The following is a 16,249-nucleotide window of genomic DNA, read 5'->3' as shown; positions in this document are numbered from 1 at the left end:
GCAATTCCTGGCGGGACAGCCCTTAGCCGCCGATCGCCGACATCGGCCGGTCCGGTTGCAGGAAGGACGGATCGTCCAGGCCGGATCCGGCCTTCTTCCCCCACATCGCGAGCGTCCAGATCCGGGCGATCTCCTCGTCCGGCGCGTCCGAACGCAGGGCGCCGCGCAGGTCGGTCTCCTCGCGGGCGAAGAGGCAGGTGCGCACCTGGCCGTCGGCGGTGAGCCTGGTGCGGTCGCAGGCCCGGCAGAAGGGCCGGGTGACGGAGGCGATGACGCCGACCCGGTGGGGGCCGCCGTCGACGAGCCAGCGCTCGGCGGGGGCGGAACCGCGCTCCCCGGCGCCCTCCTCGGTGAGGGTGAAGCGGGTGCGCAGCGAGCGGAGTATGTCGCCTGCCGTGATCATGCCGTCGCGCTTCCAGCCGTGCTGGGCGTCGAGCGGCATCTGCTCGATGAAGCGGAGCTCGTACCCGTGCTCGACGGCCCAGGCGAGCAGCTCGGGGGCCTCGTCGTCGTTGAGCCCCGGCATCAGGACGGTGTTGACCTTGACGGGGGCGAGTCCGGCTTCGCGGGCGGCTTCGAGGCCGGCCAGCACGTCGTGATGGCGGTCGCGGCGGGTGAGGGTCTTGAAGACGTCGGGGCGCAGGGTGTCCAGCGAGACGTTGACCCGGTCGAGCCCGGCGGCCTTGAGGGCGGCGGCGGTGCGCCCCAGGCCGATGCCGTTGGTGGTGAGCGACATCCGGGGGCGCGCGGCGAGGGCGGCGCACCTCTCGACGATGGAGACGAGCCCGGGGCGCAGCAGCGGTTCGCCGCCGGTGAAGCGGACCTCCGTGATGCCGAGCCGGGTGACGGCGATGCCGATCAGCCGGACGATCTCGTCGTCGGTGAGCAGGTCGGGCTTGGCCAGCCATTGCAGGCCCTCTTCCGGCATGCAGTACGTGCACCGCAGATTGCACCGGTCGGTCAGCGAGACGCGCAGGTCGGTGGCTACCCGGTCGTAGGTGTCGATGAGCATGTGGGCCCCCTCCCCCGATTGCTTCCCGGTGCCGATTGCGCTCTGTGTCCGGCCCTTCCGGCTGACTCCTTCGAGACTACGCGAGAGCGGTGACATCGGCGGGGCCCGTTTGGCACGAGGTGGGGCGCGGCCGTGTCGTAGGGTCCTACGACACGGCCCCGGAGCGGGAGGGCGCCCGGGCGCCGCTCGCTCAGTGCGCTCCGACGCCGGTGAGGGACTTGACCTCCAGCTCGGCGTACTTGCCCTTGTCCGGCTCCTCCTTCGAGAGGAGGGAGCCGATCCAGCCGAGCAGGAAGCCCAGCGGGATCGAGATCAGGCCGGGGTTCTCCAGCGGGAACCAGGCGAAGTCGACGCCCTTGAACATCGACGTCTTCGGGTTGCCGGAGACGACCGGCGAGAACAGCACCAGGATCACCGAGCTCGCCAGACCGCCGTAGATCGACCAGAGGGCGCCCTGGGTGGTGAACCGCTTCCAGAAGAGGCTGTAGAGGATGGTCGGCAGGTTGGCGGAGGCGGCGACGGCGAACGCCAGTGCCACCAGTCCGGCGACGTTCATGTCGCGGGCGAAGGCGCCCAGCACGATCGCGACCGCGCCGATGAGGACGGTGGCCCAGCGGGCCGCCCGCATCTCCTCCTTCTCGGTGGCCTTTCCCCTGCGGATGACGTTGGCGTAGATGTCGTGTGCGAAGGAGGACGAGGAGGCGAGGGTGAGTCCCGCGACGACGGCGAGGATGGTGGCGAAGGCGACGGCCGAGATCACGGCGAGGAGCACGGCGCCGCCGGTGGTGCCCACCCCGCCGAGGTATTCGGCGAGCTGCGGGGCGGCCGCGTTGCCGGCCGGGTTCTTCGCCTTGATCTCGTCGGGGCCGATGAGGGCCGCGGCGCCGAAGCCGAGGGCGATCGTCATCAGGTAGAAGGCGCCGATGATGCCGATGGCCCAGTTGACCGACTTGCGGGCGGCCTTGGCGGTCGGGACCGTGTAGAAGCGGATCAGGATGTGCGGCAGGCCGGCGGTGCCGAGGACCAGGGCGATGCCGAGCGAGAGGAAGTCCAGCTTCGAGGTGCCGGTGGCACCGTACTTGAGGCCGGGCTCCAGGAACGCCGCTCCGTGGCCGCTCTTCTCGGCGGCCGTGCCCAGCAGGTCGGAGATGTTGAAGTCGAACTTCAGCAGCACCAGGAAGGTCATCAGCAGGGCACCGGCGATGAGCAGCACGGCCTTGACCATCTGCACCCAGGTGGTGCCCTTCATGCCGCCGATGGTGACGTACACGATCATCAGTACGCCGACGAGGGCGACGATGAGGATCTTGCCCGCGTCGCTGGTGATGCCGAGCAGCAGGGAGACCAGGACGCCCGCGCCCGCCATCTGGGCCAGCAGGTAGAAGATCGAGACGACGATGGTGGAGACGCCGGAGGCGGTACGGACCGGGCGCTGGCGCATCCGGTAGGCGAGGACGTCACCCATGGTGTAGCGGCCCGAGTTGCGCAGGGGTTCGGCGACCAGCAGCAGGGCGACGAGCCAGGCGACGAGGAAGCCGATGGAGTAGAGGAAGCCGTCGTAGCCGAAGAGGGCGATGGCCCCGGCGATGCCGAGGAAGGACGCGGCGGACATGTAGTCGCCGGAGACCGCGAGTCCGTTCTGGAAGGCGGTGAACTGGCGGCCGCCCGCGTAGAAGTCGGACGCGCTCCTGGTCTGCCGGCCGGCCCAGACGGTGATGCCCAGGGTCGCGGCGACGAACACGGCGAAGAGCGTGATGATCAGCGGCCGGTGCTCGGTGGTCGAGGAGCCGGCGGCCAGCTGGACGGCGGTGTGCGAGTGGTACGCGGCGCTCATGCGTCGGCCTCCATGCGGGACTTGATGGCCTCGGCCTTCGGGTCGAGCTTCGCGGCGGCGTGCCGGGAGTAGAACCAGGCGATGAGGAAGGTGGTGACGAACTGGGCGAGGCCGAACACGAAGGCCACGTTGATGTTGCTGTACACCTTGGTACCCATGAAGCCGCCCGCGTAGTTGGACAGCAGCACGTAGAGCAGGTACCAGAGGACGAACGCGATGGTCAGCGGAAAGGCGAACGAGCGGTACGAACGGCGCAGTTCACCGAACTCCCCGCTCTCCTGCATCTCGACGAAGTCCTCGGTGGTGGGCCGGTCAGGGCGGGTGTCCGTACTGGCCTCGGGCGGGGGTGCATCGGTAGCCACGGAATCTCCTCGCGACGCGGGTGCGGTGGTGTCGGTGACGGTGGATCTCACTGGGAACGCGGGGTGTCGGGGGCGTCGGTGCACCTCCCCCGACAACGGCACGGAGGGCACGGCGAAGCGGTTCATGGCGGATCCGTACTTCTCCCGGGCGCCGTTTCACGTCCGTCCGCCGGAACCGGTCCCGCGAACTCATTGAACAGCGGGGATGATCAGCGATAACTTCCTGGTCATGTACGCGACTGGATGCGCCCCGTGTCCGGTCGACCGGTACGGATGATGTGGAGACCCCATGGCTCATCTGGGATCCAGACGGACGCGCGCACTGTCGTTGCCCGTCGGATTGGCACTCACCGCTTCGCTCGGTTTCCTGCCGACCGCGGCCGCCTCTGCCGCACCCCTGGACGCGCAGCCCGCGGCTGCGGTGTCGACGGACGGCCCGAAGCTCTCGTACGTGGTCAACACGCGGAGCAGCCACGGGACCGTCAAGCAGGTGAAGAAGGCGATAGCCGCGGCCGGCGGCACGGTGGTGGTCGCCTACGAGCAGATAGGCGTCATCGTCGTCCACTCGCAGAACCCGGACTTCGCGCAGACGATCCGCCGGGCCAAGGGCGTCGATTCGGCCGGGGCCACCCGCACCAACCCGATCGTTCCTCAGGCCACCACGGACACCGGGGTCGAGCAGCCGCTCACCGCCGCGCAGGCAAAGGCCGCGTCGGCCGAGGCCACGGGCGACCAGGATCCGATGGAGCCCCTGCAGTGGGATCTGCCCGCCATCAAGGCGGACCAGGCGCACAAGCGGACGCTCGGCAGCAGCAAGGTCACGGTCGCGGTCATCGACACGGGCGTCGACGACACCCACCCGGACCTGGCGCCGAACTTCGACCGCGGCGCGTCGGCGAGCTGCGTCTCCGGGGCGCCGGACACCACGGACGGGGCCTGGCGTTCGGCGCCGACCGAGAGCAACCACGGCACGCACGTCGCGGGCACCATCGCCGCCGCGAAGAACGGCGTCGGGGTGACGGGTGTCGCCCCGGGCGTCAAGGTCGCCGGCATCAAGGTGGCGAACCCGGACGGCTTCTTCTACACCGAGTCGATCGTCTGCGGCTTCGTCTGGGCCGCCGAGCACGGTGTCGATGTCACCAACAACAGCTATTACACCGACCCGTGGATGTTCAACTGCAAGAACGACCCGGACCAGGGCGCCCTGGTCGAGTCCGTCGCGCGCGCCACGCGGTATGCGGAGAGCAGGGGCACGGTCAACATCGCCTCGGCCGGCAACAGCGGCTTCGACCTGGCCTCCGACGCGATCGAGGACACCACCAGCCCGAACGACACCTCGGCCGTCACCCGGACGATCAACCCGCGTGAGTGCCTCGACATCCCGGTGCAGCTGCCGGGCGTCGTGACGGTCTCCGCGACCGGCGCCAAGGGTCTGAAGGCCTCCTACTCGAACTACGGCAACGGCGTCATCGACGTCGCGGCCCCGGGCGGCGACTCCACGGTCTACCAGACGCCCGCCCCGCCGGCCACGAGCGGCCTGATCCTGTCCACGCTGCCGGACGGCAAGTACGGCTACAAGGCCGGTACGTCGATGGCCTCCCCGCACGTCGCGGGTGTCGCGGCCCTGATCAAGTCGACGCACCCGCACGCCTCGGCGGCCACGGTGAAGGCGCTGCTGAGCGCCCAGGCCGACGCCACCGCGTGCGGTGCCCCGTACGACATCGACGGTGACGGCAAGATCGACGCCGTCTGCGAGGGCGGCAAGAACCGCAACGGCTTCTACGGCGCCGGTGTGGTGAACGCGCTGAACGCGGTCCGCCGGTAGTCGGGACGCGGAACGACGGGAGGGCCGGTCCAGAGTCTCCGGCCGGCCCTCCCGGGCCCCTTTCCCCTCGATGGCACTCAGTGCCATAGTGCGGGAATGAATCAGGCCCCCCTGTCCGGTACCGAGCAGGCCTGGGCGGCGCTCGGCGGCGACCCCGCGCTCCTCGCGCGCCTCGGGTCCTCTGCGCACCTCGGGTCCTCGACACCCCCCGGGTCTCCTGCGCACCTCGGGTCGCGCGGCTCCGGCGAGCTGCTTCCCGCCCGGCTGCCCGTCATGGAGCTGGCCCGTTCCGCCGTCGCGGTCTGTTCGCTGGCCGCCGCCGAACTGGCCGCGCGCCGCACCGCGCGCCCCGTGCCACGGGTCCGGATCGACGACGGCGCGGTGGCCACGGCGTTCACCAGTGAGCGCCATCTGCGGATCGACGGGCGCGCGGCAACCACGTTCGCCCCGCTGTCCCGGTTCTGGCGCACGGCCGACGGCTGGGTGCGCACGCACGCCAACTACCCGCACCACCGGGCCCGGTTGCTCGCCACGCTCGGGCTGCCCGCGGACACCCCGGACGACATCGCCGTGGACACCGCCGCCGCCTCGTTCGCCGGGCGCGCGAGCGACGAGATCGAGCGGACGGTGTACGCGGCGGGCGGCCTGGCCGTGGCCGCCCGTACGCCCGGCGAGTGGGCGGCCGACCCCCGTGGCGCGGCCCTCGCGGGCACTCCGCTGGTGGGCAGGGACCGTATCGACCATGCGACGGCGCGCCGGACGGCGGCGCTCGCCGGTGAACCGCTGCTGCCCGCCGCCGGGTTGCGCGTGCTGGACCTCACCCGGGTCATCGCCGGGCCGGTGGCCACCCGTACGCTCGCGCTGCTCGGCGCGGACGTCCTGCGGATCGATGCCCCGCAGCTCCCGGAGAGCCCGGACGCACACTGCGACACCGGTTTCGGGAAGCGGTCGGTGGACCTGGATCTCGGCAGCCGCTCCAGTGCGGCCGCGTTCGACGGGCTGCTGGCCGACGCGGACGTGGTCGTCGTCGGCTACCGGCCCGGTTCCGTCGAACGGTTCGGGCTCACGCCGCAGGCCCTGGCCGCGCGCAGACCGGGGCTGGTGATCGGGCGGCTCTCGGCCTGGGGGCACGGTCCGTGGGCGCGGCAGCGCGGTTTCGACAGCCTGGTCCAGGTGGCCACCGGCATCGCCTCCGTCGAGGCCGCCGGCCCCGGGGCCCGGCCCGGAGCGCTGCCCGCCCAGGCGCTCGACCACGGCACCGGCCATCTGCTGGCCGCCGCCGTGCTGCGGGCGCTGACCGAGCAGCACGACGAGGGCGGCTCCCGGCTGGTCACGCTATCGCTCGCCCGGACCGCCGCCTGGCTGCTCGACGAACTGCCGCGCTGCGGGAAGCCGCATGCGGACGCGGATGCGGGCGCGAATGCGGGCGCGAATGCGGGCGCGGGCACAGCGGCGAGTGCGGCCGCGGCTCCCTCGTACGACCCGGAGAAGTGGCTCACCGAGACGGACGGCCCGCTGGGACGGCTGCGGCACGCGGTGCCACCGGTCGCCTTCGAGGGCTCCCCCGCCGGCTGGTCGCGCCCGCCCGGCCCGCTGGGGGCGGACGCGGCCGTCTGGCTCACGGCTTGATGAGCACCTTCAGCGCCGTGCGCTCGTCCATCGCCTTGTAGCCGACCGGGACGTCGTCGAGGCCGACGGTCAAGTCGAAGACGGGCGACGGGTCGATCGTGCCGGCCAGGACGTCGGGGAGCAGCTCCGGGATGTACGTGCGCACCGGGGCCACGCCGCCGCGCAGGGCGATGTTCCGGTCGAACATGACGCCGAGGTCCAGGCCGGTGCCGCTGCCGTGCGGCACACCGACGTAGCCGATGGAGCCGCCGTCGCGGGTGATCCCGACGGCGGTGCGCATCGACTGTTCGGTGCCTACGGCCTCGATCACGGCGTGCGCGCCCTCGCCGCCGAGCAGTTCCCGTACGGCTTCGACCGCCGCCTCGCCGCGGTCGGCGACGACGTCCGTGGCGCCGAAGGAGCGGGCGATGTCCGTGCGCGCCCGGTGGCGGCCGAGCGCGATGATCCGCTCGGCGCCGAGCCGCTTGGCGGCCATGACGCCGCAGAGTCCGACCGCTCCGTCGCCGACGACCGCGACCGTGGAGCCGGGCTTCACGCCCGCGCCGACGGCGGCGTGGTGTCCGGTGCCGAGCACGTCGGACAGGGCGAGGAGCGCGGTGAGCAGGTGGTCGTCGGCGGCCGCGGCGGCGGGGAGCTTGATCAGCGTGCCGTCGGCGAACGGGACGCGCACGGCCTCGCCCTGACCGCCGTCGGATCCGGCCGAGCCCCAGAATCCGCCCTGCGGGCAGGAGGTCGTCAGCCCCTCGGCGCAGTAGGCGCAGGTGCCGTCGGACCAGACGAACGGGGCGACCACGAGATCACCGACGGCGAAGCCGGCCACGTCGGAACCCGCCTCCTCGACGATCCCGAGGAACTCGTGCCCGATGCGCTGGCCCGGCTGCCGGGCCGATTCCCCCCGGTACGCCCACAGGTCGCTGCCGCAGATGCAGGCCCGCAGGACCCGCAGCACCACATCGGTGGGCTGCTGGATCGCGGGGTCGGGCACCTCCTGCACGCGTATGTCGTGGGGGGCGTGGATGACGGTGGCGCGCATGCGTGGGGGTCCTTGCCGTTCTCAGCTGCTGGTACTCCGTTCACGGTACGCCCCGGGAGCGACACCACCCCATTCCGGCCCTGGTGCGAGCGCTCCGGCGGTCAGCAGGAACTGCGCCGCGATGTAGGTGAGCATGACCCAGAAGTCGGGCGCGGGCAGCTGCGGCCAGTCCGCGATGCCGGTGGCGATCAGCGCGTCGGAGAGCAGGAAGAGCGCCCCGCCGGCGGCCGCGTACCGGCCGAGCGTGCCGGCCCGGAACGCCATCGCCGTGAGCAGCAGGCTGTAGCCGGTCATCGGGATCCGCATGTCGGCGGGCAGCCCGGGCCAGAGCAGCGCGACGAAGACGGTCAGGACGACGGCGTACGCGACCCCGGCGGGCAGCGAGCCGCGGGCCCGTCCGAAGAGCCACAGGTAGCAGACGTGCCCGACGGCGAAGGAGCCCATCCCGACGAGGAAGGCGGCATCGGCGTCGGCCAGCAGGAACGTGTCACCGCCCCAGCCGAACAGCAGCGCCGCGACGAGCAGCCGGGGTCCGCGCCGGGCGGCGGCGTACCCCGCCAGCAGCGGCATCAGCAGCGGCTTGGCGACCAGATGGGCGGCCGGGACGCCGGCGAGCAGCCCGGCGAGGTCGACGGCCGAGGCCACCAGGAAGGCGATGAACAGCGGTCGTACGAGACGCTCCCGCCGGTCCGGTACGGCGTCCGCGCTCATCCGGTGCGCTCCTGCGCACCGGCGGCCGTCCGGGCGGCCGTTCCGCCCGGCTGCCAGCCGGGCCCGCGGAAGATCCGCCCGGCCCGCTCGCCCCAGCTGCCCGCCTTCCGCACGTCACGGGCGATGGCGGCGTACTCGTGGGTGGCGACGCGGAGCGGATTGAAGGTGTCGATGTTCTTGGTGAGCCCGAACACCGGCCGCTCGGTCTCGGCGGTGAACGACCCGAAGAGCCGGTCCCACACGATCAGGATGCCGCCGAAGTTCCGGTCCAGGTAGCCGCCCTGCGACGCGTGGTGCACCCGGTGGTGGGAGGGCGTGTTCAGTACGTACTCGAAGGGCCTGGGCAGCTTGTCGATGCGTTCCGTGTGCACCCAGAACTGGTAGACGAGGTTGGCCGACGAGCAGAAGGCGAGCGCCGCCGGATGGACCCCGCACGCGATCATCGGCAGGTAGAACGGCCAGACGGTCAGCGAGGTCCAGGGCTGGCGCAGCGCGGTGGAGAGGTTGAACTTCCGGCTGGAGTGGTGGACCACGTGGCAGGCCCAGAGGATCCGGATGACGTGGTGGCCGCGGTGGGACCAGTAGTAGAAGAAGTCCTGTGCGAGCAGCATCAGCAGGACGGTCCACCACAGCACGGGGACGCGGAGCGGGGTCAGTTCGTAGACCGCGGTGTAGATCGCGACGATGGGCACTTTCCACAGCAGGTCGAAGACCAGGCTGCCCAGCCCCATGGTGATGCTGGTGACGGCGTCCTTCGTCTCGTATCCGGCGGCGTCCTCGTCGGGGTGGAAGTGGTGGAGGGCCATTTCCAGAACAGTGAGCAGGACGAAGGCCGGTATGGACCAGAGCACTACATCGGGCAGGTTCGGCGGCATGCGAGCACCGTAGAGCCGCAGGTCGGCCCGGGACTAGACGTTGTTACCAACAAGTATGCGAGACACGGTGTCAGCAGTCTTTGGTGACTTCTGCCAAATGCGTTGCCCCTGCGGGGCACCCGAGCCCGGCGTGATCCGAACGGAGCGCCCTCAGACCCCCGCCGCCCCCAGCAGATGCCCCGCCCCATAGGTCACCGCCATCGCCAGCGCTCCCCCGCACATGTTCCGCAGCACCGCCGGCCCCGCCGCCGCCTCGCCCAGCCGGGCGCTCCACCAGCCGGTGAGAGCCAGCGCGGCCAGTACCGACAGCACCGTGACCAGGAGCCGCAGCGACGCCGGGGGCAGCACGATCGCCAGCAGCGGCAGCAGCGCGCCGACCGTGAACGCCAGGAAGCTCGCGCCCGCCGCGTGCCACGGGTTCGTCAGCTCGTCCGGGTCGATGCCCAGCTCCACCACCGCGTGGGCGCGCAGCGCATCGCGTTCGGTGAGCTGGACGGCGGCCTCGCGGGCGACCTCACGGCTCAGGCCCTTGCCCTCCAACAGGCCGGTCAGCTCGACCAGTTCCGCCTCGGGTGCCTCCTTCAGCTCCTGCTTCTCCGTGGCCAGCGCGGCCATCTCCGAATCGCGCTGGGTGGAGACGGAGACGTACTCGCCCGCCGCCATCGACATGGAGCCGGCCAGCAGTCCCGCCAGACCGGCGGTGAGCAGGGTGCCCCGGTCGGCCGTGGCGCCGGCCACGCCGACGACCAGTCCGGCGGTGGAGACCACCCCGTCGTTGGCGCCGAGGACCGCGGCACGCAGCCAGTTCAGCCGCGTGCCGAGCCCGTTGCCGTGCGGTTCGTCGTGCGCCCGGATATCCGTCACCCGGGGATGGTCTCACCCTGCCCGGTCACCAGACGCGCACCGACCCGCCCGGAGCGAAGGCGGGGCTGGTCGCGCCGGCCGGGACCTCCTTCAGCGGCTCGGCGATCTCCTCGACCGTCGGGCCGACCTCGGCCGCGACGCGGTCGAGCGCCGCCAGGTCGAAGCCGTAGACGCGGGCCGCGTTGCCGCCGGTCATCGCCGCGACCTCCTCGGGCGCCACGCCCGCGTACGCGATCCGCAGGGCCTCCCTCGTGTACGGGGCGGTGCCCTCGTCGTGCGGGTAGTCGCTGCCCCACATGATCTTTTCGAGGCCGATCCGGTCGCGCAGCGGCGCCTCGTGGGGGCGCATGAAGCTGGCACCGACGTAGCAGTTGTCGCGCCAGACCTCGCCGGGGCTCGCGCCCATCGAGGCGGCCAGGCCCGCGCCGAACCTGGATTCGGCAGTGGTCGCCCGGGTCGCCGCCGCGACGAGGCGGCCGTGGTAGTAGTCGAGCATCTCGACGACGCCCGGGATCCAGCCGGAGCCCTGTTCGGTGAGGACCAGTTTCAGTCCGGGGTGGCGGCGGAAGGCCCCGCCGAAGATCAGGTGCCACAGCGCCCGGTGGGAGAACCAGGTCGTCTCCACCATGAAGACGGCGCGGGCCGCCGGTTCGTCGCCGAGCGGCGGGGAGGCCGAGCCGCCGTGGTGGTTCACCGGTACGTCCAGCTCCTCGCAGACCGCCCACAGCGGGTCGTACGTCCGCGAGTACAGCTCCGGGACGCCCGAGCCGGGCGGGGCGCCGGGCAGCAGGATGCCGCCGGTGAGTCCCGCCTCCTTGGTGCGGCGGATCTCGCGGACCGCCTCGGCCGGATCGTTGAGGAGGATCTGCGCGACGCCCGCCCGCCGGCCCGGCGCCTGCGCGCAGAAGTCGGCGAGCCAGCGGTTGTGGGCGCGCAGTCCGGCCCAGCGCTGTTCGTACTCCTGCCGGGAGGGTGCGGGGGCCATCAGGGAGGCGGAGGGGAAGAAGGGCGGGATGGTGTTGGGGAAGACGACCTCCGCGACGATGCCGTCGGCCTCCAGTTCGGCGAGGCGGCGGGCGGAGTTCCAGTTGCGGTCGGCGGTGTCGGCGAGGAGGTCCTCGTACGGATTGACGTACGTGGCCGCCCACGCGTCGAAGTCGTCGTGGTGCTTGGACTCCAGGTAGGGCCGGTAGTCCAGGAGGTCGGCGCCGGCGTGGCAGTCGGCGGAGATGACGGTGTAGCGCTCGCGGGGCATCAGCCGGCCCCCAGGACCGGGAAGTCGTGGCCGGTCAGCCAGTGCCGGCCGGTCTCGCGCGAGCGTGCCCAGGACGCCTCGACCGCCGTCTGGTCGGGGCTCTGGCCCAGGTCGGCGGGGGTGGGGCCGATGCGTTCGGCGATCGGGGCGAGCTTCGCCGTGTCGAAGCCGAACACCTCGGCGGCGGCGAGGCCCAGCATGCGGCGGGTCTCGGCGACGGGGATGTCGTGGAAGGTGTCGCGCAGCCACTGGGCGGTGTTCGGCCAGGTGCCTTCGGGATGCGGGAAGTCGCTGCCCCACAGGATGTTGTCGACGCCGATCTCGTACCGCTGGGCGAGTTCGCGGCGCTTGGTGTTCGTGGCGCAGATGAAGACCTGGCGGTCCAGGTACTCGTGCGGGGGCCGCTTCAGTTCGGCGAACGGGGAGAGCTTCTTGCCGCCGTGGGCGCCGAGGTAGAGCCGGTCCATGAACCACAGGAGGTTCGGCAGCCACCAGCAGCCGGACTCGGCGACGCCGAACCGCAGCCCGGGGTGGCGTTCGAAGGCGCCCGACCACAGCAGGAACCAGAGCGGGCGGGACGGCCACCAGGTGACCTCGGAGACGTAGATCCCGAGGTGGTCGCCGTACTCGTGGCGCGGGGCCGCGCCGGAGTGGGTGACGACGGGCATGCCCGTCTCGGCGGCGGCCGCCCAGACGGGGTCGTACCGCCGGTCGTGGTAGGGCGCCTTGTCCACCCACATGGAGGGGATCATCAGCGCGCCGAGGCCGGATTCCTTCGCCCGGTGGATCTCCGCGACGACCCGGTCGACCTCGCCGGTGACGGGCAGCAGGGCGACCCCGCAGTGGCGTTCGGGGTTCTGCGCGACGAAGTCGGCGAGCCAGCGGTTGTGCGCCTGCGCGCCCGCCATGCCCAGCTCCGGGTCCTGGTCGCCGGAGAGACCGAGGCCGACGCCGAACGGGGCGGCGGTCCGGCTGTCGACGGCGTCCGCGTCGGGGAAGACCACCTCGGCGGCCACCCCGTCGCCGTCCAGTTCCTTCAGGCGCCGGGCGGCGTCCCAACCGCCCTTCAGACCCTCCTCGTTGTCGTGGAACCACTTGTCGGCGAAGGCCTCGTTGCGTACGCCGAGGCGGGTCATCTCCTCACGGCGGCGGTCGCGGCCGGCGAGGAAGTCGTCGAACTCCCGGTGGAAGCGGGGATCGAGATAGGGCCGGTACTCCTCGGTGGGCAGCCCGGCGTGGCAGTCGGAGGAGATGATCAGGTACGGGTCGTCGTCGGACATCGCTCGCTCCTCAGTCGAGAATGAAGTTCTCCAGGTACGACGGGTTGGCCCGGTCCAGCATCGACTGCGACCTGGCGCGGATCTGCCGGTCGCTGTGCTCGCTGTCCGGCAGCATCCAGAAGCGGCCGGCACGGATCCCGTCCACGACGGTCGCCGCGACGTCCTCCACCGGGGTGAACTCCACCTCGTGGCCCGCCTCCCGCATGGCGGACTCCCACTGGCCGAGGCTGCGGTACGGGGTCCTGCGCGGGCGTTCCTTGGCGTACCGCTGCGGCCGGTTGCGGTGCGACTCCCACAGTCCGGTGCGGAGCATGTGCGGGCCGGGGAAGAGCACCGAGGCGCCGACCTCGACGCCCTCCGCCCTCAGGTGCGCGTACAGCGACTCGGTCATCGTGACGACGGCGGACTTGGTGACCGCGTACACGGAGGCGGTCGGCAGCGGGGCGATCCCGCCGTCCCCGGACGAGGTGTTGACGACGTGTCCGGGGGCGCCGCCCGCGATCATGCGGGGCACGAACGCCTGGATGCCGTGGAAGACACCCCAGACGTTGACGGCGAACGCCCACTTCCAGTCGTTCGGCTCGTGCTCCCACATCCGGCCCTCGGCCCCGGAACCGACCCCGGCGTTGTTGCACAGCACGTGCACGGCGCCGAAGGTGTCGTACGCGGCCTCGGCCAGCGCCTGCACGGATTCGCGTTCGCCGACGTCGACGCCCCTGGCCAGCACCCGCGCACCGTCCCGGCGCAGTTCGCCCGCCGCCTCGCCGAGCGCGCCCTCCTCCACGTCGGCGAGGACCACCTTCAGCCCCTCGGCGGCGAACCTGCGTGCCATCGCGAGGCCGATGCCGCTCGCGGCGCCGGTGACGACGGCGACCTGGCCCTCCTCCAGTCTCATCGGACGCTCCCTTCCGGCGGTCCGTCGTGGATCTGCTGCGGGTCGTCGTAGCGCTGGTGGATGTACGGCAGCAGCGCCTCGGCGCTCACCCGGGCCACGGCCCTGCCCTGCTGGTCGCTGGTCTTCTCGCCGATGGTGAGCTCGACCAGCCGGCGTACGGGGAGGTCGGCGACCGGGTCGTACACCGACTCGCGCAGCACCACGTCGCCCGAGATCCGTTCCAGCCTGCGGACCTTCTCGTGGCGGGTGCAGTGGACCAGGACGGGGTCGGAGTCGAAGCCCTCGCCGTCCACGGCGGGCAGGTACTTGAAGTAGAAGTCGAGCTTGCCGGCCGGTTCGGGCACAGGGAGCGGTCCGCTCACCGCGCCGCGCACCTCGACGAACGCGATGCCGTGCCGGGCGAGCGCGGCACGGACGACGAGGCCGTCGCGTTCGACGGTCACCTCGCCGAGCTTCTTCGGTTCGCCGAACACCTCACGGCCGCCGATCAGCGCCCGTTCATGGGTCATCGGCATGACGAGCGGATACCAGCCCTGGTGGCCGTCGTGGATCGCCGCGACGGCGACCGAGCCGGCACCGAGCGGGTAGCCGGGGAGCTCGACCGTACTGATACCGGCCCGGACGAGCGGGCGCTCGGCGGGCTTGAGAGGTGGCGGGAGGACGGCCGCCACCGCGTCGGGGTCGCTCTCCCAGAGGGCCACCACGCCGGTGGACCAGATGTCGGGGAGCCGGGAGCGGGCCGCGCGGGCCGCCGCGATCTCGGCCCCGGTGCGCGCGCCATACCGTACGCGTGCCATGTCGTACCACCCTTCTCGGTCGTCCGTGTCTCGCGTTCTCCGCGTCTCGCGTTCTCCGTGCCGGGTTCTGTAACACAGTTACACCGATGCCGATGAAGGGTAAATAGGCATGCGTGCAACGGATTTCGAGAACCAGGGAGCGCTGTGGCGCGATCGTCGCTGACCCGCGAAGAGGTCCTGGACACGGCCGCCGCCCTGCTGAAGCGGCACGGCCCGCAGGCCCTCACCATGCGCGCCCTCGCCGCGGAGCTGGGCACCGCGGTCACCTCGATCTACTGGCATGTCGGCAACCGCGAGTCGCTGCTGGACGCCCTCGTCGAGCGCACCGTGCGGGAGATGGGCACCCTGCGCCCGGCCGGCCGGACCCCGGCGGCCCGCATCGTCTCCGTCGCCCGCGCCCTGCGCCGCGAGCTGCGGGCCAGACCGCATCTGATCGCGATGGTCCACGAACGGGGGCTCACCGAGCGGATGTTCCTCCCCGCGCAACAGGCCCTCGTCCACGAGGTGCACGCCGCGGGGCTGCGCGGGGCGCGGGCGGCCGCGGCGGTGCGGGCGGTGCAGTTCCAGACCGTCGGTTTCCTGCTCGTCGAGCGCAACCGGGAGCGGTCCCCCGTCCAGTCCCCCGGTGAGGGCGATCTGTGGACCGCCTCCGCCGCGGACGGCGATCCGGCGCTGGCCCGCGCCCTGGCCCGGCCCGCCGACCCGGACCGGCTGTTCGCCGATTCCGTACGGGCTCTGGTGGAAGGGCTGCTGGCCGGCCCGTACGGCAGCGGCCGGACGGCGGAACCGGGACGCGGGGGCGGATGACGGCCGAATAGGAGACTGTCAGTCGCGGCCCGTATTCTCTGTGACCATGCTCGACGACCGCCAGACCGCAGCACCGTGGCCGACCGCCTACCCGCAGGGGTACGCGGTCGTCGACGTGGAGACCACCGGACTCGCACGGGACGACCGGATAGTGTCCGCCGCCGTCTACCGCCTGGACGCACAGGGCAACGTCGAGGACCACTGGTACACCCTCGTCAACCCCGAGCGCGATCCCGGCCCGGTCTGGATCCACGGCCTGACCAGTGAGGTGCTCGAAGGCGCCCCGCTCTTCCCGGAGGTCGCAGCCCAGCTCTCCGAGCGGCTCGCGGACCGCGTCCTCGTCGCGCACAACGCGGCCTTCGACTGGTCGATGCTGGCCCGGGAGTACGCCCGGGCCTCGGTCGTGGCCCCCGTCGAGCAGCGGCTGTGCACCATCGCGCTGGCCAAGGAGCTGCGGCTGCCGCTGCCCAACCACAAGCTGGCGTCGCTGGCCGCGCACTTCGGCGTCGTGCAGCAGCACGCCCACCACGCGCTGGACGACGCCCGGGTGCTGGCCGAGGCGTTCCGGCCGAGTCTGCACGCGGCGGCGCGGGGCGGGGTGCGGCTGCCGCTGCTGGAGTGCCGGCCGCTGACCGAGTGGTCGGACTCCCCGGTCACACCGAGGATCGGCCATCAGCCTTCGCACGGTCAGAACAGCTGGCGCGCCTCGCGCAAGCTCCCGCCGTGCCCGTATCCGAACCCCGGGCGGTACGAGAAGGACAAGCCCCTGATGCAGGGCATGCGGGTGGCCTTCTCCGGGGACACCTCGGTGGACCGCGAGCTGCTGGAGGACCGGGCCGTGGAGGCGGGGCTGCACGTGGCGACCAGCGTCTCCCGGCTGACCAGCCTGCTGGTCACCAACGACCCGGACGCGGCGACGTCGAAGACGGTCAAGGCGAAGTCGTTCGGCACCCCGATCCTGGACGAGAGCGCCTTCACCCATCTGCTGCGCGATGTGGCACCCGCCTCCGGCCGGGTGCCCGCGCCGTCATCGGAGTGAACCGGCGGCGACTCGCCCGCCCACCGCTCGC

The 16,249-nt window shown here is 72.0% G+C and carries 15 protein-coding genes; 4 read left to right on the top strand and 11 right to left on the bottom strand.

Annotation, left to right across the window (positions count from 1 at the left end; translation table 11 throughout):
* Nucleotides 1–22: 22 nt before the first annotated feature.
* The 3 genes from moaA to AADR41_RS08170 form a co-directional block, all read right to left on the bottom strand.
* Entirely contained in the window at nucleotides 23–1,012 is a 990-nt protein-coding gene (gene moaA, locus AADR41_RS08180) for a GTP 3',8-cyclase MoaA (protein WP_342280641.1), read from the bottom strand.
* A gap of 190 nt (nucleotides 1,013–1,202) precedes the next feature.
* The gene (locus AADR41_RS08175) at nucleotides 1,203–2,846 is read right to left on the bottom strand and encodes a solute symporter family protein (protein ID WP_342280642.1); all 1,644 of its coding nucleotides are present in this window, start codon (nucleotides 2,844–2,846) and stop codon (nucleotides 1,203–1,205) included.
* Nucleotides 2,843–3,208 (bottom strand): DUF485 domain-containing protein, encoded by a 366-nt coding sequence (locus AADR41_RS08170; protein WP_342280643.1) that lies wholly within the window; start codon nucleotides 3,206–3,208, stop codon nucleotides 2,843–2,845. Before AADR41_RS08170 ends, AADR41_RS08175 begins: the two co-directional genes overlap by 4 nt.
* Nucleotides 3,209–3,497: 289 nt before the next feature.
* Here AADR41_RS08170 and AADR41_RS08165 point away from each other — a divergent pair, with 289 nt between their 5' ends.
* Entirely contained in the window at nucleotides 3,498–5,033 is a 1,536-nt protein-coding gene (locus tag AADR41_RS08165; protein ID WP_342280644.1) for a S8 family peptidase, read from the top strand.
* A gap of 96 nt (nucleotides 5,034–5,129) precedes the next feature.
* Complete coding sequence (locus tag AADR41_RS08160; RefSeq protein WP_342280645.1) at nucleotides 5,130–6,662, top strand: CoA transferase; 1,533 nt, start codon at nucleotides 5,130–5,132, stop codon at nucleotides 6,660–6,662.
* Here AADR41_RS08160 and AADR41_RS08155 read toward each other — a convergent pair.
* The 8 genes from AADR41_RS08155 to AADR41_RS08120 all read right to left on the bottom strand — a co-directional run bounded on the left by AADR41_RS08155 (nucleotide 6,652) and on the right by AADR41_RS08120 (nucleotide 14,372).
* A complete protein-coding gene (locus AADR41_RS08155) occupies nucleotides 6,652–7,695 on the bottom strand; it encodes a zinc-dependent alcohol dehydrogenase family protein (RefSeq protein WP_342280646.1) in 1,044 nt (347 codons plus the stop codon). The genes AADR41_RS08160 and AADR41_RS08155 overlap by 11 nt on opposite strands.
* 21 nt (nucleotides 7,696–7,716) lie before the next feature.
* Entirely contained in the window at nucleotides 7,717–8,406 is a 690-nt protein-coding gene (locus tag AADR41_RS08150; protein ID WP_342280647.1) for a lysoplasmalogenase, read from the bottom strand.
* Nucleotides 8,403–9,281: a sterol desaturase family protein gene (locus tag AADR41_RS08145; protein ID WP_342280648.1), complete on the bottom strand. Its 879-nt coding sequence runs from the start codon at nucleotides 9,279–9,281 to the stop codon at nucleotides 8,403–8,405. Before AADR41_RS08145 ends, AADR41_RS08150 begins: the two co-directional genes overlap by 4 nt.
* 150 nt (nucleotides 9,282–9,431) lie before the next feature.
* A complete protein-coding gene (locus AADR41_RS08140) occupies nucleotides 9,432–10,145 on the bottom strand; it encodes a VIT1/CCC1 transporter family protein (RefSeq protein ID WP_342280649.1) in 714 nt (237 codons plus the stop codon).
* A gap of 25 nt (nucleotides 10,146–10,170) precedes the next feature.
* Entirely contained in the window at nucleotides 10,171–11,400 is a 1,230-nt protein-coding gene (locus tag AADR41_RS08135) for an amidohydrolase family protein (protein WP_342280650.1), read from the bottom strand.
* Nucleotides 11,400–12,680 (bottom strand): amidohydrolase family protein, encoded by a 1,281-nt coding sequence (locus AADR41_RS08130; RefSeq protein ID WP_342280651.1) that lies wholly within the window; start codon nucleotides 12,678–12,680, stop codon nucleotides 11,400–11,402. Before AADR41_RS08130 ends, AADR41_RS08135 begins: the two co-directional genes overlap by 1 nt.
* Before the next feature lie 10 nt (nucleotides 12,681–12,690).
* Complete coding sequence (locus tag AADR41_RS08125; RefSeq protein WP_342280652.1) at nucleotides 12,691–13,575, bottom strand: SDR family NAD(P)-dependent oxidoreductase; 885 nt, start codon at nucleotides 13,573–13,575, stop codon at nucleotides 12,691–12,693.
* Nucleotides 13,572–14,372: an acetoacetate decarboxylase family protein gene (locus tag AADR41_RS08120; protein WP_342280653.1), complete on the bottom strand. Its 801-nt coding sequence runs from the start codon at nucleotides 14,370–14,372 to the stop codon at nucleotides 13,572–13,574. Before AADR41_RS08120 ends, AADR41_RS08125 begins: the two co-directional genes overlap by 4 nt.
* 144 nt (nucleotides 14,373–14,516) lie before the next feature.
* Here AADR41_RS08120 and AADR41_RS08115 point away from each other — a divergent pair, with 144 nt between their 5' ends.
* A complete protein-coding gene (locus AADR41_RS08115; RefSeq protein WP_342280654.1) occupies nucleotides 14,517–15,179 on the top strand; it encodes a TetR/AcrR family transcriptional regulator in 663 nt (220 codons plus the stop codon).
* Nucleotides 15,180–15,219: 40 nt separating this feature from the next.
* Nucleotides 15,220–16,218: a DEDDh family exonuclease gene (locus AADR41_RS08110; RefSeq protein ID WP_342280655.1), complete on the top strand. Its 999-nt coding sequence runs from the start codon at nucleotides 15,220–15,222 to the stop codon at nucleotides 16,216–16,218.
* Nucleotides 16,219–16,249: the final 31 nt, after the last annotated feature.

This window comes from Streptomyces sp. CLV115, assembly GCF_038448545.1.
GTDB classification, from domain to species: Bacteria; Actinomycetota; Actinomycetes; order Streptomycetales; family Streptomycetaceae; genus Streptomyces; species Streptomyces sanglieri.
This window is presented reverse-complemented; position numbering and strand designations above follow the sequence as displayed.

Bases quoted from the DNA above. Each gene is read 5' to 3' on its own strand.
- moaA (WP_342280641.1), bottom strand. From the start codon at position 1,012: ATGCTCATCGACACCTACGACCGGGTAGCCACCGACCTGCGCGTCTCG.
- AADR41_RS08175 (WP_342280642.1), bottom strand. From the start codon at position 2,846: ATGAGCGCCGCGTACCACTCGCACACCGCCGTCCAGCTGGCCGCCGGC.
- AADR41_RS08165 (WP_342280644.1), top strand. From the start codon at position 3,498: ATGGCTCATCTGGGATCCAGACGGACGCGCGCACTGTCGTTGCCCGTC.
- AADR41_RS08160 (WP_342280645.1), top strand. From the start codon at position 5,130: ATGAATCAGGCCCCCCTGTCCGGTACCGAGCAGGCCTGGGCGGCGCTC.
- AADR41_RS08155 (WP_342280646.1), bottom strand. From the start codon at position 7,695: ATGCGCGCCACCGTCATCCACGCCCCCCACGACATACGCGTGCAGGAG.
- AADR41_RS08150 (WP_342280647.1), bottom strand. From the start codon at position 8,406: ATGAGCGCGGACGCCGTACCGGACCGGCGGGAGCGTCTCGTACGACCG.
- AADR41_RS08145 (WP_342280648.1), bottom strand. From the start codon at position 9,281: ATGCCGCCGAACCTGCCCGATGTAGTGCTCTGGTCCATACCGGCCTTC.
- AADR41_RS08135 (WP_342280650.1), bottom strand. From the start codon at position 11,400: ATGCCCCGCGAGCGCTACACCGTCATCTCCGCCGACTGCCACGCCGGC.
- AADR41_RS08130 (WP_342280651.1), bottom strand. From the start codon at position 12,680: ATGTCCGACGACGACCCGTACCTGATCATCTCCTCCGACTGCCACGCC.
- AADR41_RS08125 (WP_342280652.1), bottom strand. From the start codon at position 13,575: ATGAGACTGGAGGAGGGCCAGGTCGCCGTCGTCACCGGCGCCGCGAGC.
- AADR41_RS08120 (WP_342280653.1), bottom strand. From the start codon at position 14,372: ATGGCACGCGTACGGTATGGCGCGCGCACCGGGGCCGAGATCGCGGCG.